Genomic DNA, 26,523 nt, shown 5'->3' with positions numbered 1-26,523 from the left:
GAAAAAACTATTCGCAATCGTTTTTAATGATTACGTACAGGGGGTAATTAAAATGACCATTACGAAAAAGATCAAGTCTGCGATATCCGCAGTCTTAGCGGGAGCAATGCTTGCCAGCATTGTACCGTCATTCCCTTCACCTGCACCTATTGAGGCTGATGCAGCCAGTGCGTGCAACATCAACACAAACAAGGAATATCAGACTATCAGAGGCTTCGGCGGTATGAACCACCCCGAGTGGCAGAGCTATAACGCTCAGAACGGTGCTCCCGGAGACATGACTGAAGCACAGGTCCAGAAAGCTTTCGGCAACGGAGATGACGAGCTTGGACTTACTATCCTGCGTATCTTCGTAAGCGACGACAAGAACGCATGGAAAAACGCTATCCCAACAGCTCAGAGAGCTCAGAAGCTGGGTGCTACTGTTTTCGCAACACCGTGGAATCCTCCCGCTTCAATGCGTCAGAACGGTTCGGGCGGTCCTACAGGAGGACAGTACGTACTGAAAAACGGTGCTGAAGCACAGTATGCTCAGCACCTTAACGACTTCATCAAGTACTGTGACAGTCAGGGAGTTCACCTCAACTCGATCTCAGTCCAGAACGAGCCTGACTACTCCAGCGAATGGACATACTGGTCACCTGACCGCTGTGCTACCTTCCTTGCTAACTACGGTAAAACAGTAACAGCAGGTACTACCACAAAGATGATGTCACCTGAGACATTCCAGTACGGAAAGAACTACTACAACGCTATCCTCAACAACGCCAAGGCTATGGCTAACTGTGATATATTCGGTACTCATTTCTACGGAACACAGCGCAGCCAGATGGACTTCCCTGCTCTTGAAAACTGCGGCAAGGAAATATGGATGACCGAGGTCTATGTACCAAACAGCGAAAACAACTCCGCTGACCGCTGGCCTGAGGGCGTAAAGGTAGCAGAGAATATCCACAATGCTCTCGTTGTGGGCAATATGAACGCATACGTATGGTGGTATATCCGCCGTCAGTACAGCCCTATGTGGGATACAGGCAAGATCTCAAAGAGAGGCTATGCAATGGCACAGTTCTCAAAGTGGGTACGTCCCGGTGATGTACGTATCGACGCTACAGAACAGCCTGACAGCAATATCCTCGTATCAGCATACAAGCACAGCGATACACAGGCTACTATCGTTGCTATCAACAAGGGCAGCAACGAAATAAACCAGACCTTCAACCTCAGCGGCAGAACTATCACAAACGTTGACCGCTACAGAACATCTGGAAGCGAAAATATCGCAAAAACACTCAACATGAGTGCAAGCGGTTCATCATTCAATGCACAGCTTCCTGCAAACAGCGTTTCTACATTCGTAGTAAGTCTCGTAAGCGACGGCAAGGGCTTCGAGGGCGGCAAGGATCCCGTTCCGCCTGAGCCTATCGAGCCTGATGCAAACGGCTACTACTACCACGATACATTCGAGGACGACAACAACAACTGGGAGAGCCGCGGCGGAGCTTCTGTAAATACAGGCAGCACAGCTTATAAGGGCAGCAAGGGCCTTGCAGTTTCCGACAGAAGCAGTGCTTGGCACGGTGCTCAGAAGTATCTTGATTCACTGACATTCAAGGCAGGTCAGGAGTACAGCTTCAGTGTTGCAGTCAAGGGCACAGGAAACATGATGCTCTCACTGGAATACAAGAACTCAGCAGGCGAAACAAGCTACGCTCATATAGCTGACGGCATTTCAAACGGCGAATTCGTACAGCTTTCAAATCCAAGCTACAAGCTCCCCGAGGGTTCGGGCTATATCCTCTATGTTGAGACCGAAGAAGGAACCGAAAGCTTCTACATCGACGAAGCTATCGTTGCAAAGGCAGGCGTAAAGGTGGACGGTCCCGCAGTTGTAACAACAACTACTACCACCACAACTACTACGACTACAACCACAACTACAGCAGTAACAACAACTGCTGATCCTAAGGCTGCTCTTGATTCAAAGGTCAGCAAGTGGGGCGACGCAAACAACGACAACACTGTTGATATGGGCGATGTAGTCGCTATAATGCAGTCTCTTGCAAATCCAAACAAATATTCACTCAATGCACCCGGCGTTTACAATGCAGACGTTTATGAAGCAGGCAGCGGTGTAACTTCAAACGATGCGCTTTCTATTCAGAAATACCTCCTCGGAATAGTTACAAAGCTTCCGGAGAGCTATGCAAATAATATAAATGTAACTCCTGCTGAACAGCCGACAACTTCAAAGGCTGCAACAACTACTACAACCAAAACTGTTGTTACGACAACAACAACAAAGGCAGCAGCTAAGACTTATATCAATAATTCATTTGATTCAGCTTCTGAAAAATGGAGCGGCAGAGGAAACGCTTCTGTAGCATTAAGCTCAGACAGCTACTATTCAGGCAAGTCACTGTATGTATCAGGCAGAACATCTGAGTGGAACGGTGCTGCAATAGAACTCGGTTCTGATTTCGTTGCAGGACAGACATACAGCTTCAGTGCCGCAGTTATGCAGCAGTCAGGAAACGCTGCAACTATACAGATGTCATTTCAGCAGGGTGAAGGCGATAACGCTTCATATACAGAGATCGCCAGCGCTTCCTGCAAGAGCGGCGAATGGACAAAGCTGGAAAACACTTCCTTCACTATCCCCGAGAATTCAGGAGATATGATACTCTACATCGAAACAACTCAGGGTTCAGGCGATCTTATGGACTTCTACGTTGATAATGTACTTGTTGCTTCAGAGGGCACAAAGTCTTCAGTCGTAACAGGTCAGGGACACGTTGGAGAAGCACCTGCAACTGTAACACCAACCGTTCAGGCTGGCAAGAAGCTCTGCGCTATCTCATTCGACGACGGCGCTGTAGGAAATGCTTCAACTGATACTTCAATGAGAATACTCAACGCTCTCATCAAGAACAAAATGACAGCTACATTCTTCTACGTTGGCAACTGGACAACAACCTCAGGAGATAATGAAGAGGTCAAGTTCGCATATAAGAACGGCATGGAAGTTGCTAACCACTCTACATCACACCCACAGCTCGGTTCACTTGGCTCACAGCAGGTTAGAAGCGAGTGGGAACAGTGCAACAGCAAGCTCAAGAATATCATCGGTGCTGAGCCTTCACACCTTATGAGACTCCCATATCTCGACGGCGGCGGACAGGTAAAGTCAGCTCTCTACGATGTTCCGCTTATCTCCTGCGCAATTGATACAGGCGACTGGAACAACGCAAGCAAGGATCAGATCGTTAACAAGATCAAGCAGGCAGCTCAGGACGGTTCACTTGAAGGCGCTATCGTACTCTGCCACGAGACATATGCTACAACAGCAGCTGCTATGGAAGAGGTTCTCCCATGGCTCGCACAGAATGGCTATCAGAACGTAAACATCTCTGATATGGCTAAGGCTCACGGCAAGACTCTCGCAGGCGGACAGATCCACACACGCGCTTGATCTGCACGTAAAGCTTAAAGGCTGATACAGCGCAGCTGCTGTATAAAGCACTTAATATCAAAACATAACAGGCGGATACTTCATAACGAGGTATCCGCCTGTTTTTATCAGAATAATTTATGCAGTTGCAAGACAGCTTTCAAGTTTTTCAAGAATATCTGCCTTTTTGTAGCCTTTTCCGATAAATACGAGCTGATTTATACGATCACCGTATTTATCGTCCCAATCATCTTTCAGATCAGGGTAATTCTCAAACATCATATCAAGCTCCTCCTGAGGGCAGGCTGCGAGCCATTCGTTCATTTCCGTAACGCTTGCATTTCTTCCTGCCTGCTCAAAAAGCTGTATATGCACATCATCATCAGAAAACCATACATAGCCTTTTGTACGAATAAGCTCCTTCGGATATTCGTCCACCAGACTCATAAATTTTTCACGGTCAAACGGACGTATTTCCTCATATACAAAAGAGGTTATCCCGTATTCGTCCATGCAGGCTTCCTTATCTGTCGGCTCATTTGTATTCAGCGCACGCTGTATTGACGATGATGCAAGCACGGCATGATAGTCGAATTCTTTGCCATGAAGTATCTTGTCTGCATCTATCTCACTGTTGATACACGGAATTATTTCAGCCTCCGACTGGATATCACGTATTGCATCTTTCACTTCTTCGATCTGTTCCCTGCTGAGAAGATCGGTCTTGTTGAGGAGTATAAGGTTGCAGAATTCTATCTGGTCAATGATAAGATTGATGATGTCTCCTTCTTCTGTATCATTTTCCATTGAGATCTCACGAAGGAATTCGTTATATATGCGGTCAGCGTCAACGACCGAAACAACAGAACTGAGATAAACATTGGTATCGGGATTATCCTCTGTATATACCACAAATGAAGCCGCGATATTTGACGGTTCGCTTATTCCCGATGCTTCAACGAATACAGCTTCTATATCAGGGAGCTTGGATATACGCTCTATCTCAGCTATAAATTCATCGCGCAGAGTACAGCAGATACAGCCGTTCTGCAATTCAACCATTTCAACAGAAGCGATACGGTCACGGTTCTTGTTAAGCAAAGCAGCATCTATATTCACGCTGCCCATATCATTTACGATAAGCGCAATTTTACGCTGTTCCTGTTTCAGCAGGTTTTGCATGAGCGTGGTCTTTCCAGAGCCAAGATATCCTGTTATGAGTATTACGGGTATTTTCTTTGACATAGCGCACCTCATTTTAATGTACTGCTCAGAACATCGTAATTCTTCTGCATTAATTCGATATAGCTTACGCCATTCTTCACATCATTTTTAGATACCGACTGAATCGAGTTGAGCTCTGCTATCTTAACATCTTTTTTGCCAGAATTTGCAACGATCGTATTTGCGATATCCTTATTTGAGTTCTCAAGGGTGAAAACAGTAGCACAGTCAAGCTCTTTTACCTTATCTATAAGGAAATTTATAGTCTCAAAGCTGGCTTCGGATTCAGCAGAACAACCGATAAATGCAGCATAATAGTCAAGGCCGTAATCGTCAACAAAATAACGGAACGGGAATCTGTCGCCGAAAACAAGAGTTTTTACGGAAGCTCCGTCAATAAGTGTTTTGAAGCTGTTGTCAAGCTCATCAAGCTTTAAGATATAGCTGTCAAGATCAGCCTTATAGTCAGCAGCATTTGCAGGATCAATTTCTTCAATATTTTTCTCTATCTCGGTACAAAGAAGCTTTGCATTTTTCAGTGAAAGCCAAACGTGCTCATCATACTCAGCCTCCTCTTCCTCTTCATCTTCCTCCTCTTCTTCGCCCTGCATACCTTCCTTGAGTTCTTCGACCTTTGCCGAATCACCGAGGGTCTCCATAAGGTTTATTACCTTCATATCAGGATTTTCAGAGTTTTCAAGCACACTCTCTACCCATTTATCAGACTCACCGCCCACATAAACGAACAGGTCACAGGTGGTTATCTTCACGATATCATCGGCAGTAGGCTGATAGCTGTGCAGGTCTGTACCGCTGTCAAGAAGATAGGATATCTCAGCATTTTCGGCATGATCTCCCATTATTTCCCTGACCCAGTCATATTCGGGGAATATGGTGCATACAATGCTGAACCCTTCTTTATCTGCGGCTGTTTCTGAAGGATCAGCTTTATGATCCGATTCCATTACTGCTACCTTCGATTTGCTTTTTTCTGTACTATTGTCAGCAGACGAACAGCCTGCAAATGATACAGCTGCGGCAATAATACCTGCTGTTAAAATTGATAATCTCTTAAACATAATAATTGGACCTCCGAATTTAAATAATCAGTATCATTGAAAATATACCGATCATTCAATTAAGAAATTCAACTTTCAGGGATACAAGAGTTGTATGCTTTGAATGTGCTTCTATTACCGTATTTACCGATAAGATCACTGAGATAAGCAAAAGCAGTATCCTGTTATTTCCTGTATCAGCATTACCGTGTGCCTGTAATGAACCCAAACACTCTGCGATCTCAATGCAGATGCAGCAATCCTCGCCGCAGCATTTGTGATCTGAGTTAATAATGATAAAAATAACTGAGGACAGGATAACAAAACTGAATATCAGAAATACTATCAATGAAACTATTCTGTTTTTTCTGCTTGCCATTTTATCACCTCAGTTATTATCACAATATTTTGATAATGATTATCATTTTCAATTTACTATTATATTCACAAATCCCCTGCCTGTCAATATTTTTCAGTTTTATTCTACATCTTTAACAAAACTGCTCTTTAAGGTAAAGATATAATGTTCATTTCAGGGAATGATAATTATTAAGTTTTATCGGTACCAATCAGCAATTCATAAAAAGTTTACTTTTTCAGCCGCACATTTTGCCTTTTCATACGTTAATTCAAATGTAAACTTATAATGCGATGATCTTTTGTATCCGAAAAGATATCGCTGTATAATGAAACTCATCAGTTATATGCAAATATGAAGAATGGCAGGTGAACATAATGAGCCTAAAGAAACTAACAGCTGCTTTTATAGCAGCCGCAACCGCGATTTCCCCACTTTCATTTACTCCCCATTCCTCTGCTGCAATTGCAGAAGGAACTGTTGTTTATGCTGCACTCCCCGACTGGATCCCGTCTGATTTTGATTCCGCAGCAGAGTTCAGAAATACCTATGGAGCAACGCATATCGACAATGGTCTGATCTGTATTGTATATCCTGACCGTGCGAGAAAAGGCGCAAGTAAAGATACATACGGATATGAACTGAAACCGTCTGAGGGAATGGGTACCGAACTGAAACATGAGATCTACACCCATGAGCTGACCGAGACTTGCTTTGATGTGTTTGTCTATCAGCCTCAGAAGCAGGGCGAAATTGATCTTACTATCGTTGATCCCCATGTACAGGTAAAGGAAACTGATGATAATTGGAAACCGCCTGCAATTGCTGAGTATAATTTCAAAGCCGATCAGGGGCTCAATATCACCGAAACTGATATATTCAGCTGGCTCCCCGACGGTTCAAACGAATATTACGAATATACGAAGAAAAATGGCGAAGTTTCCGTCAAGGATAATTATGTAGTGTTCTGTACAATGACGATAGACCAGTTTGGTGACAAATGGGAGCCTGACAGCAATAACAAATACGAGAACATAAAGTATCTCCTGACCTCTGACTGCACTATGCAGGTGCCCGATCTGTATGACGACGGCTCCATTGACAAGATATATTTATATCAGGCTGTACAGGACGGAATTGAAAAGATCTCATGGATACGCACATCCCATGTAAGACCTGATCCTGACGAGCCGACATCATATACACTGACTGCCGACTGTGCCGTTTTGAACAACGCCAAAACGATACTTTTGCCGGGACAGATGCGAGCTTCAGCCGTGGACTGTGACACAGATGAACCGATAGAGTTCTCTGAAGATACAAAGCTCTATATATCGACAAGCATCAGTAATGGCGAGTGTGCAACCGGACCTATCCTCGCAATGGAAACAAATCCTGCGATCGTCGATGATAATTTAGGCAAAAATTTCAATTCAACCAATTTCACCTTCAGATTGGAAGAAAACTCTCTCCCTAAGAATTATTCATTCCCCGATAACGCTGAGAGTATGGGATATTACGGCGGAAGGATACTGCCCAACAACAGCATGATCGTGACAAGATATGACAACGATTCCACAGATGTGATATTCAAGCTGAAATATAACCCCACAGGCGATGTCAACGATGACGGGGAATTTAATGTATCTGATGTTGTTCTGCTGCAAAAATGGCTGCTCGGCTCAGCTGATGCTGAGATTAAAAGCTGGGAGTCCGCTGATTTCTGCCATGACAATAAACTCGATGTATTTGACCTTATCAAAATGAGACAAAAGCTTATCGAAACTCTCCCAAAGACTTATGTTGAACCTGAGCACCGAAGCTTTGGCGGTCCTATACGTATTATTGCAGATGATCTGAAATTATATCCCGGTCCCGATGAGAGCTATGAGCCTGTAGCTATTATTTATAAGAATACTATTCTCTCAAAATTAGGATATCAGGATAATAATGATAAATGGATATTTACCAATTACAATGATCAGTATGGCTGGATAAAAACAGTTGCGGACGATGATAAAACTCCAACTATCGTTTATGAGTCATACATTGATAAGCCCGTTATTTATTTATATCCTGAGCATGAGACCGATATTCATGTTGAGCTTGAACTGACGGAAGCAGAGCTCTCAACAACATATCCGAAGTATAACAACGGCTGGAACGTAACAGCCTACCCTGACGGCAAGCTTCTTAACAAGGCTGACGGTACACATCACAGATATCTGTTCTGGGACGCCGCAAACTGCCGAACAAGATTCGATCACTCCAAGGGCTTCTGCGTTGCAGGCAGCGATACCGAGAGTTTCCTCAGGGAAAAACTCACATACATGGGACTGAACGAAGATGAAATGAACGAGTTCATCGTATACTGGCTGCCGTTAATGGAGCATAACAAGTATAATCTCATTTCCTTCCAGGGCGATGCATATACAAATTCTGCTAAACTGAATATCTCTCCAGCACCTGACAGCCTGCTCCGCATATTCATGACATATGTTCCACTGGAAAATGCCGTGGATATCGAACCGCAGCAGCTGCCTACCTTTGAAAGAAAAGGCTTTACTGTCGTTGAATGGGGAGGAAGCAAGATAAGATAACATCAAATCTAAAACAACTAAAAAACGTCTGCTCATAACCTTGATACTAAATATAGAAGCTTATACTATTTATCGGGGGAAACCTTTCTGAAGAAAGGCTTTCCCCCGAACCCCTTTCCAAAGACTTTTTTAGCTGATTTTTTCTCAGATAGGGCACACTAAAATAAAAAAGCCCCGCAAGTAATGCAGGGTGTGCCCTATCTGATAAAAAATAAAACTGAAAGTTTTAGGGAGAGAGTTTGAGAGTGACTCCCCACAGTGTGGGGAGATGTCACGCAGTGACAGAGGGGACGTCCTCCGTCAGAGGAGCCCCTTTTTCAAAAGGGGTTCTCTCAATAATTAGTGTAAAATTTCTATATGGGTATCGAGGTTATGAGCGGACGTTTTCATGTTATTTCAGACAATGCAATACTGTCATCGTTTCAAATGCCGCATCTGACGCAAGGTGCCGATAAACTCATCATACGCTTTATCAGAACAGCCCATGTTATTCAGCAGCTTTCCGATACTATCCATTGCGGTATACTGATACGTTGAGAGAACAGTCTCCCATGAAAGACTGTGAGCTTGTATAAACCGATAAAGAGCAGGTTTCAACTCATGATCTTCGTATATCTCCTTGACACTTGTATGTTCACCCCAGCTGTACGGCGATTCGCCGTCATATCGCAGAATTATGCCGAAAGGATCACTCCAGTCGATAGCATTCGCGTCCTCAACTGTTGCTTTCAGTACATATTCACCGTCCTCAAGAGTCCATGCATGAAGATCGGGATCCCAACTCTCAAAGGAACGCCTGTCAACGTGCAGATGCACTGTTACCGTCTGATAAGGTTCGATATATACCTTTTGAAACGCACAGAGCTGGCAGACAGGCTTTGTCAGCGTGGATACAGGGTCATGGACATATACCTGTACTACGGTCTTTCCAGCAACTTCGCCTGTATTTTTCACATCTGCTGTCAATTCAAGTCCGTTTTCGATATCGCCGCTTTCAACGCGCAGGTCATGAACTTCAAACGTGGAATAGGAAAGTCCGCAGCCGAAACAGAATCGTGCATAATCAGCTTCGGTATTGCGGCAGCGGCGCGTAACATAATAACGATAACCAACAAATACGCCCTCGCCGTAGTTAACGGTCATACCGTCACCGGAAAAATTAAGATATGTCGGCATATGATCCTCACTGTACGGAAATGACAAAGGCAAACGTCCTGACGGACTAACATTTCCGCAAAGGATATCTGCAATTGCAGCAGCTCCCTGCATACCCGGCAGCGAAACCCAGAATACTGCGTCCCACAAATCAAATACCGAGCCTGTAACAGGTCCCGATGTATTAAGTATCAGCACTGAGCGCATATAGTGCTTATCGGCATATCCGCTCAGTTCGCAAATACGCTGTATTTCTTCATTATCAATACACAGTGTTTTACGGTCATTGCCCTCCTGTCCTGCAATATTGAGTACATAGATGACCGTATCAGCTTCGTCATACAGTCCCAAACGAACATCTGCAAAATGCCTGCGCAATTCCGTGCATAGGTCTGTAGCTCGATTTGTACGGACACAAGCGCTCCCCTCTCCGCAGCTCAGCAATTTTCCGCCATTTGAACCCATAATTGCTATCTTAGAAGAAACCGACAGCGGACAGCATTTTTTCTCAGAGTCAGCGAAGCAGGGAGAATTTTTAAGCATGACGATACCCTCTGCTGCGGCTTTATAGGCGGCATGATCGGTCATTTCCATATCAATATGACCTGTTGGCGGCAATGCATATTTTCGTGCAAGAGCAGCGGCACGTTCTGCCGATATTGCAAGCTTTTCAGGTTCAAGAGTTCCGTCTGAAATTGCTTTTCCGAGAGGCTCGGGCGAAACAGGTCCCGGCATATTCACATCGCAGCCTGCATTGACTGCTGCGGCAGGATCATAAACTGCTCCCCAGTCGCTCATAACAAGTCCCTCGAAGCTCCAATCATCACGTAGAAGCTCCGTCAGGAGCCACTTGTTTTCAGTACACGCTGTACCGTTTATCTTATTATACGCAGCCATCACAGTTGCACAGCCTGCTTTGACGCAAGCTTCAAATCCGGGGAGATAAAGCTCATAAAGAGCTCTCTCCGAAATTATCTCATTTATCCCCTGACGGTTTGTCTCCTGATTATTGGCTGCAAAATGCTTTACATTTGCCGCAACTTCCTGAGACTGCACTCCCTTGACAAGCTCTGGTGCAAGCTTTGTTATAAGGTAAGGATCCTCGGAGTAGCCCTCAAACAGCCGTCCTGCTCTGAGATCACGATGAAGATTTATATTCGGAGTTCCGAGCAGCACATGAACACCGTATGCTCGTGCCTCGTGTCCAAGTGCCAGACCTACCTGATAAACGGTTTCGGGATCCCATGTCGCACCAAGCAGCATACCCGGCGGATAACAGCCGGGAGCAGTCATTTCAGGTATTATAGCCCTTAGCTGTTCGCAGAGCCAGTTGTATAAACCGACCTCTTCCTTAGTATCAAGCAAATCAGGCTGATAGAAGTTTTCAAGCACTTTTCTGAATACAGCAGTGCCTTTTTCGGGACGCTCTGCTTTTTCCATAATATCGCCGAACAGCTGTTCAAAATTGAGTCCCGTTCCGCCGTCAAGCATCTGAATACGCGGAACTCCCTTATGCGGCAATTCTCCCATTCCAAAAAAGGACTGCCCGTTTACCATTCTTATCTGTTCATCTGTTGTCAGTTCCATATCGAATACTCCTTTCTGCGGCTTTGCTCAAACTTCTGAAAAACATAGTTATCCTTGCGCCTGCAAGCGCTTACATTTTCAAGATCCGACAGTTTTTCTTCATTATATCATGCAATTGTTAAGTTTTCAAGGTTATCGCCCCCCTTTGAACTGCTGCATATTTCTTCTTTTTGTATCAGATAGCTGTTTTCTGATTAGATTTCCCCGAGATCCCTTTACAATTATAGCATTGACACATATTGCGTGATATGATATAATACTAACGTTTGAAAACAAACATTTATCGGATTTCAAAAGGGATAGGACAGCAAGTATATCTTTGCTGTTTTATCCGCTTTTTTATGGAGGATAGAAATGAAAAACAATGATTTTACAAGCGGTGCAATATTGCCGAAACTTATGAAATTTATGCTCCCTGTTCTGTTTGCTATGTTTTTGCAGGCTATGTATGGTGCTGTAGACCTGCTTGTAGTAGGACGATTCGGCACAACAGCAGATGTATCCGCAGTATCTACAGGTTCTCAGATCATAACAACGCTTACTAATCTTATCGTCAGCTTCTCAATGGGAATAACAGTCGCTGTCGGTCAGAAGATAGGTCAGAAACGTCCAAAAGACGCAGCTCAGACCATTGGAACAGGTATTATGATCTTTGCTGTAACAGGTCTTGTATTCACTCTCATAAGCGTTATTGGTGCACCGGGACTTGCCGGAATAATGCAGGCTCCGGCAGAGGCGTTTGATATTACCTCAGATTATATCAGGATATGCGGCGGTGGATTTATTGTAATTACCGCATATAATCTGCTCGGCAGTATCTTCAGAGGGCTGGGCGATTCTAAAACACCGCTTATAGCTGTAGGAATAGCCTGTCTGTTCAATATCTTAGGCGACCTTGTATTTGTTGCCGTCTTTCATCTCGGTGCGTCGGGAGCAGCTCTTGCCACTGTAATGGCACAGCTTATCAGTGTTATAATATCCTTCAAAATGCAGCATAACCGACAAAAATAAAAATCATGGCTCATGCTCCAACAAAAGATATAGTTATTCTCAACTTTATTTTTCCTACACTTCTCCTGCGGTTGGACAAATTATTCTGCAAAGGGATCACACTGCAATTCCGCGCAAGCCCGAAAAAACAGGCCCAAACCTGTACTAAACTCACAAAAGCGCGTTTTCAATACATCACTGTACATATCAAAGCTGATGTTTACTATTCTTTCCTTGACTTCCCAGACATATGGTTTGATTTTCATTTCCAGTTCCGGGATATAAATAATGTCGTCTCTTGTCTCGGAATGCAGCTCAATAAAGCTTGAAAATTCACCATTTAGGATTCTATCAAGTATATCTTCTTTTGTCAGTATCTTTGCTTTGTCTACACTGATCAGCTGTAATATGTGAACACGGAAAAGTTTTTATAAGCCGAGAAGTTCCTTCTGTACAGCAAGTGCATCTGCGGTGGTAACGCCGTTGTCATCGTGATCGGCATTCTTTCTTCCCTGCGGAGTCAGTTTGTATTTATCAGGATTGGAAAGAGACTGCATTATTAATACCACATCGGACATATCCACGTTTCCGTCGATATTGGAATCACCTGTTACAGTTTTGAACAGGTCAAGGGAGCTCATATAGCTGATTATTTTGCTTTCTACCTCATGGCTTTTTTCTGCTTCTGTCTGCGGATCATTCATTTTTTTAATTTCTTCATTTATTATCGCAACAGGATCAAGGGACGGATTTTCTGCATAATACTTGTCAAGCATATCGAGTATGTCATTATAATCCGAAGCTCCTACAGCCTTTGCAATGTAAAGCTCTATACACTCAAGTTCTCCGATATCACAGCTGACACCGTTATTGTTAAAGTCGTAATCGTTATTGAAAGCGTCACGTACTTCCTGCGGTGCATCTATTTTCGCATAGATAAAGTATGAAGGAGCTTCAGGCGCCGGTATCTCAGTAAAAAGATCCTTGAAAAATGCATAATCCTGAATGTCGGTCTTTCCGTCCTTGTTTATGTCAGGCTCAGGGATCTCACCTTTCTTGACAGCATCATAATACTCAGGGAACATCTTTTCTATGTCATATTTTGCGAACCGCGGATCAAGAGGCTTGTCTTCGGGGCTTCTGACAGCGTTTACGCCGTATGTTTCGTAAATATTCTTGTATTTATAGAGATATCCCCATATATCCCAGCTGATGAAATGGTTTTCCTCGCTGTTATAATAACTGCTGTCAAAGATCTCAGGGCTGAAATTCGTATAGTTGGTTATATAATATATAAACAGCGTCTGCTCAATATCAGCGAAGCAATGGAGCGAATACTGAGAAGCGGTATCATAGAATTTTGTTGTCTTTTCCCATTCTCTCTCTGAAAGCGGATGATTGGTAGTGTATTCGGTTTTTTCATCATAATGAGGCATTTCCTTCAGGAAAGAAATATATTCTTCATAGTCCTCAAGGAAGCCGTCATATGTTCTCTTTCTTTCATGTACCTGCCCCGGTTCCAGACTGTGATATTCATCATTTTCGTCCCAGTAACCATAACAGGTCTCATAATAATCATCATAGAATTTGTCCCGGAAATTATACAGCAGCATGATGTCATCAAAACCGATCTCACCGTCTGAATCGATATCAGCATCAACTAAGCCATTATCCATAAGCTCAGCCATTACATTATATGATGCATTGGTATAGCACATAGCTGATTTGAGATAATATTCTATAAAATAATGTATAGGCGACATTAACTTGTCTGCGGAATCGCTGCCGTGGTATTTCAGTCTTTCAAACTTACCGTCCGACTCTTCGTAGAACATTGTATCGTAGAAATCAATTATATCGAAATCGCCGTCATCATGCCTGATATATTCAAGCGGAACAGGTTCATTATATGTATCAGGACAGTTGTCAATATAGTAATTAGGGTCAAAGTATTCAAGCTTTACCGGCTGAGTACGTACAAAGTATTCCGTAATATCACAGATATTCGCATTCAAGCCTGTAGCCTGCTTGAATTCATTTATCTTTTCTTCGCAGGCGTTTATATTATTGACGATATATTCAGGAAGTTCGTCAGAACAATTGCGTTCAACTGCATAGGCGTCAAAGATATCAAATTTACCGTCGCCGTTTATGTCAATATCCAGATCATAATCTTCAATGCAGGTTATCAAATTCTGGATATAATCAGGATACTTGTCTGTACGTGTATACTTTAACGGCTCTGCAGCTGCAGCATTTGCAGCTGATACATTCGGAAGCATGAGCAAGGCGGTTGAAAGTGCGCCAAATCGTTTCATAATAATTCTCCCTTCGTTTAATGGGTGTTCATAATCATATGTTGTAACAGTTTCTGTAGTTTCCACAGGAACAAATTCTGTCTGTACGGCTGCTGACGAAATAATCCTGTCAACAGCAGCGAAAGACTCAGATGCTTTAACAGATGTTTTTGCAGTTTTTGATGAGGATACATCTGCTGAAGTAACAGCTGTTGCCCCTGCTTTCGTTATGGAAGCTGCTGCGGATAAATGGCTTGCTGTCGTTGATAAGACAGCAGCTGCCTTTTCGGCAGTCGGAGAAGTAACAGGTTCTGTAATATCTTCGATGATGTTACTGTTATCAGGGGACATGTTAATGAATTTGGCTGAATCCTTGAGATGCCAGATACAGAATGCGGCTGCGGCTGATGCTGCAATACCTGAAACAGCGACTGATACTTTTCGGATACGGCGTGTATGTTCAGCTTTTTCAGCGATAATAGCATCGCCTCTTTCCTTGACGATAGCGGCCATTTCCTTATAGTCCATCATATTCAGCATCCTCCTTTTCGAGTTCTCTTTTCAGAGCATTTTTCGCTCTGTAAAGCAGATCACGTATCTGCTTGCTGCTTTTTTTCATTATCTTGCCTGCTTCGGCATTATCGAAATTCTCGAAGTAGATAAGACAAAGAATCTGGCTGTATTCGGGTTTCAGCTTGCTCACAGCAAGTCTCAGCATTGAACATTTCTCCTGCTGCAAGTAATTCTGTTCGATATTTTCCCCGGTCGGGACGGAATAAGCGCCATCGAGAGATATTTCCGTTATCCTTGAGCGTTTCCGCTGGATGTCAAAGGCTTTGTTCCTTCCTATAGTATATAACCATGTCTTGAATGCGGAATTTCCGTTGAAAACAGGTTTATCTACATAAAGCTTTATGAACACATCGATCGCGGCTTCCTCGGACAGCTCCATATCTCCGATAATACTGTAGATGTAATATATAAGACCATCTTTATAGTCTTTTATGACTTCCTCAATTGCGTCCCTGTCACCTGAGAGAAAACGGCTGTAGCTACCTGAACCGTCACTCATTGTTATTCTCCTTTCGACAGGAAATATTTCCTTTGATAATTAGACGTACGGAATATCATGAATGTCGCACCCATTAAAAAATTTTTTTGAAAAGTTATATTTAATGTCTGTTTTTCATCTGCTTTACCTTTCTTTCGGTTGTACATATTATATCATATCAGTTTCAGTGATTCAATGCTATTTGTTGAATGACAGATATTATACAGGTCAGGATAACGGGAAGAGCATTGCAGGTTTTCCCGGAGTCATTGTTATAAGCGGAGTGCTTGCTATATATGAGCTCCTTCCCGCATTCCTCTGCGCATTTGCCGCTATAATACTGGTTTCACTTGTTACGGGCTCTCCCGACAATGAAGTTAAAATTGAATATGATTCGGTAAAGCGTGAACTCAGCAAGTAATATCAAATGCCTCCGTATATTGTCTTTCGGCAGCATACGGAGGCATTTTTATTCTATTTATTCTTTTCAGGCAATAACAAAACCATTGTTAAGCTGCCTTGATGCTGCCGCCCCATTCAACGACTGTGAAGCCTTTTCTCTCAAAGGTGTCAAGCTGCTGCGGTTCAATTTCAACAGCATTTTCAAGGGGAACATACGCCATAAATACGCGCAGCAGGCTGTCAGGTGTGGGAGTGATGTTAAGTTTAGCAGAGTTCGTATAGACATCGCTCTGGAATGAAATTAGGTTATACTTGTTATGCTCCATCAGCGGCAGCCAGTATACGATAAATTCGTTCATTTCGGCTTCGGTGAGTCCCATATATGTGAGCTTTTCCTTGAGAAAGCTCTCAGTATCACTGCCTGCAACGCAGAAGCCCTGACAGGCTCCGCGATACTGACACCCGTCGGCACGAGCATTGCCGCTGACAGTATCCCTGCAGCGATCTTCTTACAGTGTTTTTGCATATGATTCCCTCCCATCATATCTTTTAAAACAGTACAGCAGATACTGTACGATTTCACCTGTGATCCTCTATTCATCAGGCCCTTTCATTTTAATTCTCTTTGATTACAGATTATCATAATTCTAACCTTGTGCCAATACTTTTTCAGGCAGATCTACGATCTGTCTTTTCGTCGTGGCTTTTTTCAGAAATGGATGAACAGGAGTATGTCATCTTTCATTTTTCATACTCCTGTTTCATTCACTTTAGTTTCTTAGCTTAATGACATTAGCAGCAAGGCCTCTTTCCTTTATTTATTGACAAAAGGAATGATAGTTTACATGAGAATATATATTTCAGACAGTATATGTTCCGCCAACCGGAAAGCTTTTGTCTTTGCCAAGGAGATAATTCTGCAACAGAACAAGGTCTGCGATACCGATCTCCTTGTCACCGTTCACATCAGCTGCTGCAAGCATATTTTTACTGCTGATGGTGTCTTTGTCAATAATTGCCTTTTTCATGAGTACGAAATCAAACACATCTACGCTGCCGTCACTGTTGAGATCACCAACATAACCGGAAGTTGTCACATCCTGTATGTCTTCCTTTTCGGTGTAGTAATAATCAGCCTCGGGGACGTCCTTGTTATATACACGGAAATAGTCCATAGAGCCGTTCATACCTGCGCCAATGAGATAAACATCATTCGTGCCGATAACATCAATCGGCTCAGCAGAAAATTCTGCGGTTTCGGTTTTCAACTCATTGCCGTTATCGATCTTAAGAGTCGCCTTTCCGTCCGAAATAAGAACGCTGACAGTTATCCACTCTCCGAGTTTATATGCTTCATTGACCTTCACGCACTGATCTACGCCATAAAGTGCAACAGAGCCGTTTTCAGCTACAAGTGTTATTCCCTTATCCTCTGAGCCGAAACGGAAAAGTTCGCTCCTACTTTTGCTCCGAAGAAGGACAGCTGTCTGATATTCTGCAGTGTGAAGTGCAGTATAGGAACTGTCTGCAAGCAGATACTGCTCATCCGAACCCTCAAAGGTAAGCACTCCCTTGCCGGAGGTCATAGCCTTGCTCCATACCGGACTACCAATAGAAATACCGAATGTTGAGGTATACTCATCTGCTGCAATGTCAGTGCTGTCGGCAGCAAATTCCAGAGCCGCCATCTGGCCGTCAGTATAGGGGCGGTTCTGTGCATATTCATCGTAGCTCGTCCAGCCATACATGGAACCCTTTTGTATCGTTCTGCCGGAGTCATCATAGTAATCGCCGTCAGGCATTGCCTGCCCTGTTGCAGAGCCATTGCTCAGACAATATGCAACTCCCTTGACAGTCGCATTCCCGCTGACCGTGTACGTGTTAAAAACAAGACCACTTTCCAGAACTCTTGCATTGTCGGAGATGACTGCCGATCCCATTACACCGGCATTATCAGCTATTATAGCATTATCCTTAACAACTGCATTTTCTGCTACAACAGCGTGTCCTTTCACGACAGCATTGCCTGAGATCTTTGCATTTCCGCTGACTACAGCATAGCCGTCAATTATTGCATTGCCACTGACGGTTGAATATCCAAGCACCTTTGCATCAGCACCAACGTAAACAGATGGCTCGACCTTAGCTGTTGAAGCAACGAATCCTCCTCCGTTCGGATGACGCGAACCGTGTACAGCTGCAGCATCGTTCTGAGTCTGCTTTATGCCTGCACCCGTGATAATTGCTCCCCATGGATATCGTGTCTTGCTGAGAAACGGTGCATGAGCTTCATCAAATTCACCTGTTCCATACGCCCAAGGAACACCTGTCTGCTGCCAGACTGAAATGTCAGGTGTAGCTGTGACGGTTAGATACGCCGCAGAGTCATTGCTGCCGAAATCCATATTCATAGTCTCTCCAGCTTTGAAAAGCTCAGAATAGCGTGTGGTACCGTCCTTCTGTTCAACTGCGATACAAGCCCGCCAGTCTGCGCCATTGGTCTTTGTCAGTCCTTCAAGAGTGACGGAAATACTGCTGCCCGTAACCTCGAGCGGTACGATGTTAACGCCGAACTGCTGAGGTGCACGTTCGGTCGGAACGGTATAATAGTCCTCCATGCCTATGGTATTTTCAAGGATAGTAAATATCTCTCCCCAGTTCCACTCGCCTCGTGCAAGAAGCTCGTTCTGACGTGACTGATAGTCCTTCTTGTGAGCAAGGTCAAGTGTTGCAAGTCTCTTTGCATAATGACCGAGGGTGTCTTTCATATCTGCACCTGATATACGCTCTATCTCTATGTATGGATATTCATCACGCTTACCCTGCTGCATAAGGTCTCTGACGAAGCTGCTGCCATAGCCGGGAAGATCATCCGGGTTTTCGGTGATGTACTGCAAAAATGCCCATGAAGCGTAATTATCACGGCCAAGTATCGGCGTGAAGCAAAGATTCTTCATATAGGTCTCAAAGTAATCGGTTATGCCGTTCACATTCCCCCACTGACTACTGTAGTAATCGGAATAGAGAAACTGCTCACGATACCAGTTGGCAATTGCCTCCCACCAAGAAGATACGTATTTATTTTCGTTCCAGCCGAGTTGATGAGCTGTTACGACATGGCCGAACTCATGTGGGAGCACCCATGAAGGATTAGGAGAGTTCTGCATAGCACCCACGCAGCAGAACATGAAAGCATAACCCTGATTGTCATATCCCATATAAGCCCAGTCATCCGGGAATGGCTTAAGGCCGGTACCGGATATGTAGAAATTGACCTTGTATCTGTTTCCGTCACGGAGAGCCAGATTTACCGACTGTGTAGGAGCTTCCATGGAAAGGTCGTTCATATAGACGTCCCAGCAGGCTTCAAGGTTTTTAGCATTTTCCTTGAGAAACTGTGTGGTTATCTTCGCTGAATCAGCTCCGTTTTTGCCCCAGATGAACTGGAAATGTTCTGATTCCCAGCGATTGACATCTTCGTTTGCACACCATATATCCCGCGTCATCAGAGCATCAGCTGCTCCGGCAGTTTCAATGCAAGCTGATAATGGTACTGTGCTTAATGAAAGCGCCGCCGCCAATACGGTCGCTGCTGTTTTTCTTGCTGATCTGAACATCAATGATCCCTCCGTTAGTATTACGGTATGCCTATTACCGTTTTTCCTCATGTCGGCAAGGGAGAAGGTGCCTGAAGATCCGATACTCCGCTCCCTGCACACTGCATATGCTTTTCCTGTCACTTATATGATAGCATGACATTTTTATCTTTTCAATAACATTTTAAACACTCCGACTGACATAATACAGAATCCTTGTTGACAGAAAGCAGCATCGTAATGTATAATAAATGAAAAGGAGGCGGTATCATGAAACGTATAGGTGTAGTAATACCTTCGATAACAGACGATCTGCAGACACAGCTTCTTGATGGCATTTTCAAAACTGCCTCTGCCGCGGATTGTGATGTAATAGTGCTGACAACTATGACAAACGGACTGGAATTTCACGTTCAGAGTGAGATAATGGATGGAGAAGAAAGCATTTACTGTCTTCTTGAACGAGCTGCACTGGACGGAGTGCTGATCGCTTCGCAGTATTTCGTCAAAGAGAGCGTCCGCCGCATGATATCGGAAAAGATAAGGCGGACCGGAATTCCGTGCATTGACCTTGGCGGCAGTTCCCTTGGCTTTGAAACTGTCTCTGTACCGCAGGATGATGCTGTATATGAGCTGACGTGTCACCTGATAGAAAAGCACGGGTGCAGAGAACTGATGTTTCTTGCCGGACATGAAGGCAATCCTGATTCAGAGCAGCGTATGTCCGGTTTCCTCCGCGCAGTAAATGAACACAACTGTACACATGAGATATTCTATGGAGACTTCTGGAAGATGCGTGCAGAGGAGCTTGGTAATGAGTTAATACATCACAAAAGGAAGTGTCCTGATGCTGTTGTATGTGCAAATGACATAATGGCAGTAACACTATGTGATGTTCTGCAGAAAGGCGGCATCAATGTCCCCGGCGATATCATTGTAACCGGCTTCGACGGACATATCATTGCGATATCAAATTTTCCTTCTATTACTACGATAGGCGGTATTATGTCAGAAACGGGCAGAGCCGGAACAGAAAAACTGCTAAGAATTAGCGGAGGGATGCCGGTTCCGGACTCTGGAAACGATTTACACATAATCTATGGTGCAAGCTGCGGATGTGTAGAGAAAATGGCTGATTATCAGACAGCAGCACTACAGGTACGTGAGCAGATTCGGCGTGACACTGAGGTCAGCGATATGCTCGAAATGCGAATCAATGCTGATGTTATAACAAGAGCTTCAGCCGTTGAGTCTCTCTCTGAGCTGACTGATATCGTTGACCAGACAGCACACATAATCAAAAGCTACCGCTCACTGCATCTTTGCATTCTTCCCGATTGGGACAGCGAACCTGAACAGCCGGATATATACCGTACAAAGCCATATCCCGGACAAATGCTCTGTGCTGTTACAAAGGAGGCATGGAAGGACGGCAAAAGCGGCTCATTGTTTCCTACGTCACAAATAGTGCCAATGCTTGCAAAGCCTCATGAACCTGTTCTGTTGATACTTCTGCCGCTGCACGCCGCATCACAGGTTTTCGGATACTGCGGATTTGTCTATGAAAAAGCAGCAGACTTCAAGGCATCGGTCATGCTTTTCAACCTTCTGAGTTCCGTGGCAAACGGTCTGCGTATCCTGCGGCACAGACTATATGCGGAGTATCTGCAAAAAACGGTAGAAGAAGCTTCAATGTACGATAAGATGACTGATATGCTCAGCAAAAAAGGGCTGCTGCTTTATCTCGAGAACCAGGAGCAGACAAGCAGAAATAACGGCATAATGCTCGTTACTATCGCTATGCTTACGGCTTCACCGAACAACATGAGCAGCAGTATAATGACCGATAACGTACTTCAGTCAGAGCTTTTGCTTGCAAATGCGATACGTCTGATATCAGGACGGAAGTATCAGACTGCACGTCTCGACAAAATAACTTTTGCAATAGTTTTTTCTCTTGAGGAAGAAACACCTGAATACTATGCAGAAGAACTGATGATACAGCTTGAAGTACTCATACGCAAAATGCAGGAGGGTTCGGCGGCTGCATTTCTTCCTGAGCCGTACTATGTCTGCGGAGAGGTGTCATATCCGGCTGAGAAATGTCTCTCTGAGCTGTGGGAGTCGCTTAGCAGCAGTATGCCTGCGGAAAAGGGATTTACAGGTATCAGTCAGCTCAAAAAGCTCAGGCGTGAGATACACAAGGCGCCTGAGCTTGACTGGAGTCTCTCTGTACTCGCCAAACGGCTGAACATCAGCAAAAGCTATGTTCAGAAACTGTACAAGGAGCATTTCGGGGTCAGTTATATTGATGACCTGCTTGAAGCACGTATAGGTATGGCAAAGAAGCTTCTGTTAACGACCGATCTGCGTGTCAGCGAGGTTGCCTCTTCCTGCGGATATCAGAACGCTACTCACTTCATGCGTCAGTTCAGAGCGAAGACAGGAATGTCTCCATCTGAATACAGAGAAAGGCAATAATGGGATGTTGTGCCATTGATTGTTAGCGCCAAACATCCCATGCTTATTAATATAAATTATAAAAAGCTCCGCAGTAATGGCTAATGTCATTAAGCTAGTCGAATATCCATTCATTAAAGCCGCAAGGCTAGCAAAATACGGAGTCTATGATATGCAGGGTATCACCATGCTACCGGAGGCTCTGTTATACAAGGAATTTGGTGTTAACGCTGAATTCATTATAGATCATGCCTAGGGACGGGAGTCCTGCACTAGCACAAAAAGCTGATAACGTCGAGCTTTACAAACAACTCATTGATTTAAGTTCACAGGCCTTGGATATGCAGACTGAAATAGCAAAACTACGCGAAGAGAATTCAGAACTACAAAAATCCAAAGAAACGGAGCAAAGGTTTGTTAGGCATGAACAGCCGTATTTAACACTGCAAGGTGATAATCAAAAGGTGTGCTACTGCGCTGTATGTTGGGGAAAAGATGAGAAAATGATTCAGATGGACAGAATCAACTGGGATAAAGGTCAAATAAAGCTATATTGCAAAGTTTGTGAGAATCACTGCATTGAATGCGAGCAGTAAGTTATGACTGTCTTTCACTAATACTACATAGCATACAAAAATGCTTTTACCACTTATACCACTTTTTTCACTCAAAAGTTTTTTCTGGAACAAAAAAGCCCTCATAGCTTCAGCTATGAGGGCTCATTGTTTTTTATTCAGATAAACACGTTAACGTGAATATCACGCCAGCTTAGTATTCTGCGCTTAGTAGACTTCGCGTAAAGGTATTCTTTAGCATCATCCAGATTCAGCGTAAAATAGCCAATCTGAGTATATTTCCGAATTACTTTCCTTCGTTGATTGCAGCCTGTACTGCGGATAGGGTGGCAATCACAATTTAATCGATAAACGGCTATATTTAGCCGTAAATATGATGCTGTAAAAGTCCTCCATTGTCAGCTGTTATAATTGCATAGAACAAAATCAGGAACGTAAAAGAGAGGCAGCCATTACGGCTGCCTTAAATATTGTCATTTGCCTATTATCTTTAATATCTCCGCAGATTTAAGAGTTTTACCGGATGAAACGAGCTTCTCATTGACAACGAGCGCCTACTCTAAGAGCTTGTTACTTTGTCATTTCAAGCTCCTCGGCAAATGCTGCCAGCACCGACTGAGAGCAGTAATACCGCTTTGAGAAAAGCTCACTTGCAATTTCTGTGTGTGTCATAATTCATCTCCGATAAATATATTCGAATTTATCTATATATACTATAAATAAAATGTCCGTGTTCCCACGGACATTTCATTTACAGCATAATTCTGAATATCTGTACTCCGTTTTCATCACACAGGGCTTTGAATACTACTGTGATCTGCTCGTTTGAAAGCTCCACTTTCTCACTTCACATTGAAGATTTTCTATATTATATCGCACATATAGAATTTTGTCAATACGTTTTGAGAAACCAACGTCAGTGTCTCTATCGACTTCTTATCTTCCGATATCTTTAACAGCTATCAGGAAGTTTTTAAGTCTCATGTGTATTCGCTATTTAATATTTCTAATATTCAACGGCTTTTTATTTCACATCCGCCCCATTCCAAAACTGCAAATCCGTTTCTTTCAAAGGTGTCAAGCTGCTGCGGTTCAATTTCAACAGCATTTTCAAGCGGAACATATGCCATGAATATCCTGCATAAGCTGTCAGGCTGCGGAGTTATGTTCAGTTTCGCAGACTCGGTATATACATCGCCCTGGAACGAAATGAGATTATATCTGTTATGCTCCATTCTCGGCAGCCAGTATACAATGAATTCATTCATTTCTTCTTCGGTCATTCCCATATACGATAGCTTTTCCTTGAAGAAAGCTTCGGTATCACTTCCTGCAACACAGAATCCCTGAGAAAGATCAAATCTTGTACGGCAGTTTTTGCTGTCCCAGAAAAGGTATTTGTGATGTGTGCCGTCAGCCTTGTTCAGAAGTGAACCGTCAGGATAAGCTGTAACATCCCAGCCGTTATTATACTTCGGATAAGTTGTCGAAAGTTCGGATTCTGTAAGTTCAAGTTCAACATGAACATCCGTCTCCTTTTCGGGATATAGATAAATAACAGGCTTATCAGCCATTTCTAAAAATCTGACGTTCCATTCACCGTTTTCGCTGATAGTCCTTACCCAGCCTGACTTTCCTTTATATTCGGTAAACAGCCAGTTATCGTTATCTGTATTATAGCCGATTTCGTAAAGTTCAGTATTTTTCGGTAATGCTGCGACACAAGGATAATTTTCATCGGGGCCAAGATACATTTTCAGATCATCTTTTTCGACGATAAGCGGATAACCGTATAAGTTCTTTTTTTCAGGTTCTATATATTCGGTGATATTTTTCTTTGTAAGTTGCTTTTTCATAAGGATAAGATCGAATACATCAATTGTATTGTCACGGCAGAAATCAAGAGCTTTCCAATCGTTCAGCTTTGTTTCATTATCTGATAACAGCCATTTTTGCAGCAGAACAGCATCGGCAATGCTGAATTCTCCGTCATTGTTTGCATCTCCGTCCGGTATCCATTTCAGTTTGCAGGTTATGTCCATACAATCTGAATTTTCGGATGTTACTTCAAACTCGGGCAGATCATAACGTCCTGACGCTGTTTTCATATTGAAAGTATAGTTATCATTCTTATTGTATGTGTGCAATGTTTTTATAGCACACGGATTTGATGTGATACTGAATATCTGACCTGACAGCGGTTCACGGAAATAATTGCCTATGAAAAAGAATTTTTCGCCGGACTTTGGTTCAGGAATAAGTTCACCTGTGTCTTTGTCGATAAATGTAAAGACTGTATGTCCTTTATAGTTTATTATCTCCGAGCAGTTGTTTTTTATCCCGCAGTCAAATTCCGCCTGATCGAAAGGTTCCTCTCCCTCTTTGCCGACTATAAATCTTATGTTGAGCCTGCCGTCCGCAACGGGTTTATACACTCTTACATATTCGGGTTCGTCGCCGTCTGACGGCACAAGTGAAAAACTTGAACATTCAGATTCATACTCTTTTTCAACCGCACCTTCTCCCTTTTGTTCAACTTTAAGAACAGTACCAGGATAATATTTTTCTGTTGAGTGGTATGCAATGTAGTTTCCATAAATTGCAGGACTTGCAAAGAAATGACATTCAGATTTACAATCGGGCAGCCATTTGTTTATATCAGTCTCGACAGTATCACCGTCGGTATTCTCAAAAGTGTATGTATTCATGACCCTGATCTCATCGCCGTCTTTTTCATAGCTTTCGATCGTCAGGTCATAGCCTTCAAGTACCCTAAACATTCTAAATTCAAATACATAGGGGTCTTCTTTTTTTGCATATTCTTCAAAGAAACTGTAATCACGGGAATATATTCCAAGACGGTCGCAGTAATCTTCATATTCCTGTACTGCCTTTTCATCGGAAGGATCGGGCTTTTCAGGTATCTCGACCTCATATATCTTTCTTACTGTACCTGCCGGAGTATTGACATCTGTCATACTTCCGGATATACGAATACCATACTTATCTATCTCTGATTTGAGAATAGGTTTGACAAGGCATATGAAGTTGTCCTCCAAATAGCATTTACCGTGTTCATTATAAAAATGCATTGCGTCGGCAAAATCCAGAGGTGTCCAGTCGGGCAGAGTGCCTATTACAGACTCATAATCCTCTTTGGCGGCAGGCCTTTTGTTCTTGTTTATCAGTCTGAATTCAACATCAGCAGATCCGTTGTCATATTTTGTAACGGTGACGAAATTGTCAGGAACGCTCTTTCCGTTGAAATAGCCTGCACGGTCAACAGATTCATCGGGAATCGAATAACCTTCCGGCAGTCCACCCCAGTTCAAGCCGAATTCAAAGCTGTCCGCATTGAAATAATCAGCCATATTCTCCCATATCATGGAATTTTCGTACATATAGGAGATCGGTCCGGAAGATACTTTGCCATTCGGTGTTAAATAAGTGATATCCGACCAGAGTGACGGCTCGGCATAATCGTCAAATTTGATTGGATTGCCTGTGTAATAGTCAACGAGCGTTATTCTCATATCGCCTTTTTTCAGCGCCTCATCAGTCTCTGAACTGTAAGCCGACGGTACAGGCATAGCTGCCGCTGCGGTCGTTAACATTACTCCTGATATAAGGAGTGCAGTCAGCCTTGTTTTCATTTTGATACCTCCATTACGTATTGATGCGTTTCTTGATACAGATTAATGTTTTCTTAGTTGCGGATC

At 43.4% G+C, this 26,523-nt stretch carries 16 protein-coding genes; 6 read left to right on the top strand and 10 right to left on the bottom strand.

All coding sequences use genetic code 11. The features are described 5' to 3' along the window. Positions 1-52: 52 nt before the first annotated feature. Complete coding sequence (locus tag BUB28_RS10065) at positions 53-3,472, top strand: carbohydrate binding domain-containing protein (protein WP_072951142.1); 3,420 nt, start codon at positions 53-55, stop codon at positions 3,470-3,472. 117 nt (positions 3,473-3,589) lie between these two features. On the opposite strand, the gene BUB28_RS10060 is transcribed toward BUB28_RS10065, so the two are convergent. The 3 genes from BUB28_RS10060 to BUB28_RS10050 are packed head-to-tail and all read right to left on the bottom strand — an operon-like array spanning position 3,590 to position 6,112. Continuing rightward, entirely contained in the window at positions 3,590-4,696 is a 1,107-nt protein-coding gene (locus BUB28_RS10060) for a CobW family GTP-binding protein (RefSeq protein ID WP_072951141.1), read from the bottom strand. Between the two features lie 8 nt (positions 4,697-4,704). Further along, complete coding sequence (locus BUB28_RS10055) at positions 4,705-5,754, bottom strand: metal ABC transporter substrate-binding protein (RefSeq protein ID WP_072951140.1); 1,050 nt, start codon at positions 5,752-5,754, stop codon at positions 4,705-4,707. A 55-nt stretch (positions 5,755-5,809) separates the two neighbouring features. Then, on the bottom strand, positions 5,810-6,112 hold the full coding sequence (locus tag BUB28_RS10050; RefSeq protein ID WP_072951139.1) for a hypothetical protein: 303 nt from the start codon (positions 6,110-6,112) through the stop codon (positions 5,810-5,812). 356 nt (positions 6,113-6,468) lie between these two features. On the opposite strand from BUB28_RS10050, the gene BUB28_RS17405 reads away from it, so the two are divergent. Beyond that, positions 6,469-8,691 (top strand): dockerin type I repeat-containing protein, encoded by a 2,223-nt coding sequence (locus BUB28_RS17405; protein ID WP_139277545.1) that lies wholly within the window; start codon positions 6,469-6,471, stop codon positions 8,689-8,691. 414 nt (positions 8,692-9,105) lie between these two features. Here BUB28_RS17405 and BUB28_RS10040 read toward each other — a convergent pair whose 3' ends face one another. Then, on the bottom strand, positions 9,106-11,433 hold the full coding sequence (locus tag BUB28_RS10040; RefSeq protein WP_072951138.1) for a beta-glucosidase: 2,328 nt from the start codon (positions 11,431-11,433) through the stop codon (positions 9,106-9,108). Positions 11,434-11,787: 354 nt separating this feature from the next. Between BUB28_RS10040 and BUB28_RS10035 the strand changes: the two genes are divergently transcribed. After that, positions 11,788-12,444 (top strand): MATE family efflux transporter, encoded by a 657-nt coding sequence (locus tag BUB28_RS10035; protein WP_242939982.1) that lies wholly within the window; start codon positions 11,788-11,790, stop codon positions 12,442-12,444. Between the two features lie 407 nt (positions 12,445-12,851). Here BUB28_RS10035 and BUB28_RS17060 read toward each other — a convergent pair whose 3' ends face one another. Continuing rightward, positions 12,852-15,251 carry a hypothetical protein gene (locus BUB28_RS17060; RefSeq protein WP_072951137.1) on the bottom strand — a complete coding sequence of 800 codons (2,400 nt, stop codon included), beginning with the start codon at positions 15,249-15,251 and terminating at the stop codon, positions 12,852-12,854. After that, positions 15,238-15,792, bottom strand: coding sequence for an RNA polymerase sigma factor (locus BUB28_RS10025; RefSeq protein ID WP_072951136.1), 555 nt, complete (start codon positions 15,790-15,792; stop codon positions 15,238-15,240). The genes BUB28_RS17060 and BUB28_RS10025 overlap by 14 nt, the downstream gene beginning before the upstream one ends. Before the next feature lie 184 nt (positions 15,793-15,976). Between BUB28_RS10025 and BUB28_RS16765 the strand changes: the two genes are divergently transcribed. Then, positions 15,977-16,192 (top strand): hypothetical protein, encoded by a 216-nt coding sequence (locus BUB28_RS16765; protein ID WP_207647101.1) that lies wholly within the window; start codon positions 15,977-15,979, stop codon positions 16,190-16,192. A gap of 88 nt (positions 16,193-16,280) precedes the next feature. Here the strand turns inward: BUB28_RS16765 and BUB28_RS10015 are convergent, their stop codons facing one another. From BUB28_RS10015 to BUB28_RS10010, 3 genes are all read right to left on the bottom strand, one after another. Then, on the bottom strand, positions 16,281-16,532 hold the full coding sequence (locus tag BUB28_RS10015) for a hypothetical protein (protein ID WP_242939981.1): 252 nt from the start codon (positions 16,530-16,532) through the stop codon (positions 16,281-16,283). Further along, complete coding sequence (locus BUB28_RS17055) at positions 16,529-16,699, bottom strand: hypothetical protein (RefSeq protein ID WP_175547835.1); 171 nt, start codon at positions 16,697-16,699, stop codon at positions 16,529-16,531. The genes BUB28_RS10015 and BUB28_RS17055 overlap by 4 nt, the downstream gene beginning before the upstream one ends. A 334-nt stretch (positions 16,700-17,033) precedes the next feature. Next, complete coding sequence (locus BUB28_RS10010) at positions 17,034-19,790, bottom strand: DUF6055 domain-containing protein (RefSeq protein WP_072951122.1); 2,757 nt, start codon at positions 19,788-19,790, stop codon at positions 17,034-17,036. Between the two features lie 249 nt (positions 19,791-20,039). On the opposite strand from BUB28_RS10010, the gene BUB28_RS10005 reads away from it, so the two are divergent. Together BUB28_RS10005 and BUB28_RS17280 are read left to right on the top strand one after the other, a co-directional pair. After that, the gene (locus tag BUB28_RS10005) at positions 20,040-22,250 is read left to right on the top strand and encodes a helix-turn-helix domain-containing protein (RefSeq protein ID WP_072951121.1); all 2,211 of its coding nucleotides are present in this window, start codon (positions 20,040-20,042) and stop codon (positions 22,248-22,250) included. A 227-nt stretch (positions 22,251-22,477) separates the two neighbouring features. Then, positions 22,478-22,825, top strand: a complete 348-nt coding sequence (locus BUB28_RS17280) for a hypothetical protein (RefSeq protein ID WP_072951120.1) — start codon at positions 22,478-22,480, stop codon at positions 22,823-22,825. 992 nt (positions 22,826-23,817) lie between these two features. Here the strand turns inward: BUB28_RS17280 and BUB28_RS09995 are convergent. Next, on the bottom strand, positions 23,818-26,457 hold the full coding sequence (locus tag BUB28_RS09995; RefSeq protein ID WP_072951119.1) for a dockerin type I repeat-containing protein: 2,640 nt from the start codon (positions 26,455-26,457) through the stop codon (positions 23,818-23,820). Between the last annotated feature and the right edge of the window lie 66 nt (positions 26,458-26,523).

Source organism: Ruminococcus flavefaciens (assembly GCF_900143025.1).
Taxonomy (GTDB): Bacteria; Bacillota; Clostridia; order Oscillospirales; family Ruminococcaceae; genus Ruminococcus; species Ruminococcus flavefaciens_I.
This window is presented reverse-complemented; position numbering and strand designations above follow the sequence as displayed.

Bases quoted from the DNA above. Each gene is read 5' to 3' on its own strand.
- BUB28_RS10065 (WP_072951142.1), top strand. From the start codon at position 53: ATGACCATTACGAAAAAGATCAAGTCTGCGATATCCGCAGTCTTAGCG.
- BUB28_RS10060 (WP_072951141.1), bottom strand. From the start codon at position 4,696: ATGTCAAAGAAAATACCCGTAATACTCATAACAGGATATCTTGGCTCT.
- BUB28_RS10055 (WP_072951140.1), bottom strand. From the start codon at position 5,754: ATGTTTAAGAGATTATCAATTTTAACAGCAGGTATTATTGCCGCAGCT.
- BUB28_RS10050 (WP_072951139.1), bottom strand. From the start codon at position 6,112: ATGGCAAGCAGAAAAAACAGAATAGTTTCATTGATAGTATTTCTGATA.
- BUB28_RS17405 (WP_139277545.1), top strand. From the start codon at position 6,469: ATGAGCCTAAAGAAACTAACAGCTGCTTTTATAGCAGCCGCAACCGCG.
- BUB28_RS10040 (WP_072951138.1), bottom strand. From the start codon at position 11,433: ATGGAACTGACAACAGATGAACAGATAAGAATGGTAAACGGGCAGTCC.
- BUB28_RS10035 (WP_242939982.1), top strand. From the start codon at position 11,788: ATGAAAAACAATGATTTTACAAGCGGTGCAATATTGCCGAAACTTATG.
- BUB28_RS17060 (WP_072951137.1), bottom strand. From the start codon at position 15,251: ATGATGGACTATAAGGAAATGGCCGCTATCGTCAAGGAAAGAGGCGAT.
- BUB28_RS10025 (WP_072951136.1), bottom strand. From the start codon at position 15,792: ATGAGTGACGGTTCAGGTAGCTACAGCCGTTTTCTCTCAGGTGACAGG.
- BUB28_RS10015 (WP_242939981.1), bottom strand. From the start codon at position 16,532: ATGAACGAATTTATCGTATACTGGCTGCCGCTGATGGAGCATAACAAG.
- BUB28_RS17055 (WP_175547835.1), bottom strand. From the start codon at position 16,699: ATGCAAAAACACTGTAAGAAGATCGCTGCAGGGATACTGTCAGCGGCA.
- BUB28_RS10010 (WP_072951122.1), bottom strand. From the start codon at position 19,790: ATGTTCAGATCAGCAAGAAAAACAGCAGCGACCGTATTGGCGGCGGCG.
- BUB28_RS10005 (WP_072951121.1), top strand. From the start codon at position 20,040: ATGAAACGTATAGGTGTAGTAATACCTTCGATAACAGACGATCTGCAG.
- BUB28_RS17280 (WP_072951120.1), top strand. From the start codon at position 22,478: ATGCCTAGGGACGGGAGTCCTGCACTAGCACAAAAAGCTGATAACGTC.
- BUB28_RS09995 (WP_072951119.1), bottom strand. From the start codon at position 26,457: ATGAAAACAAGGCTGACTGCACTCCTTATATCAGGAGTAATGTTAACG.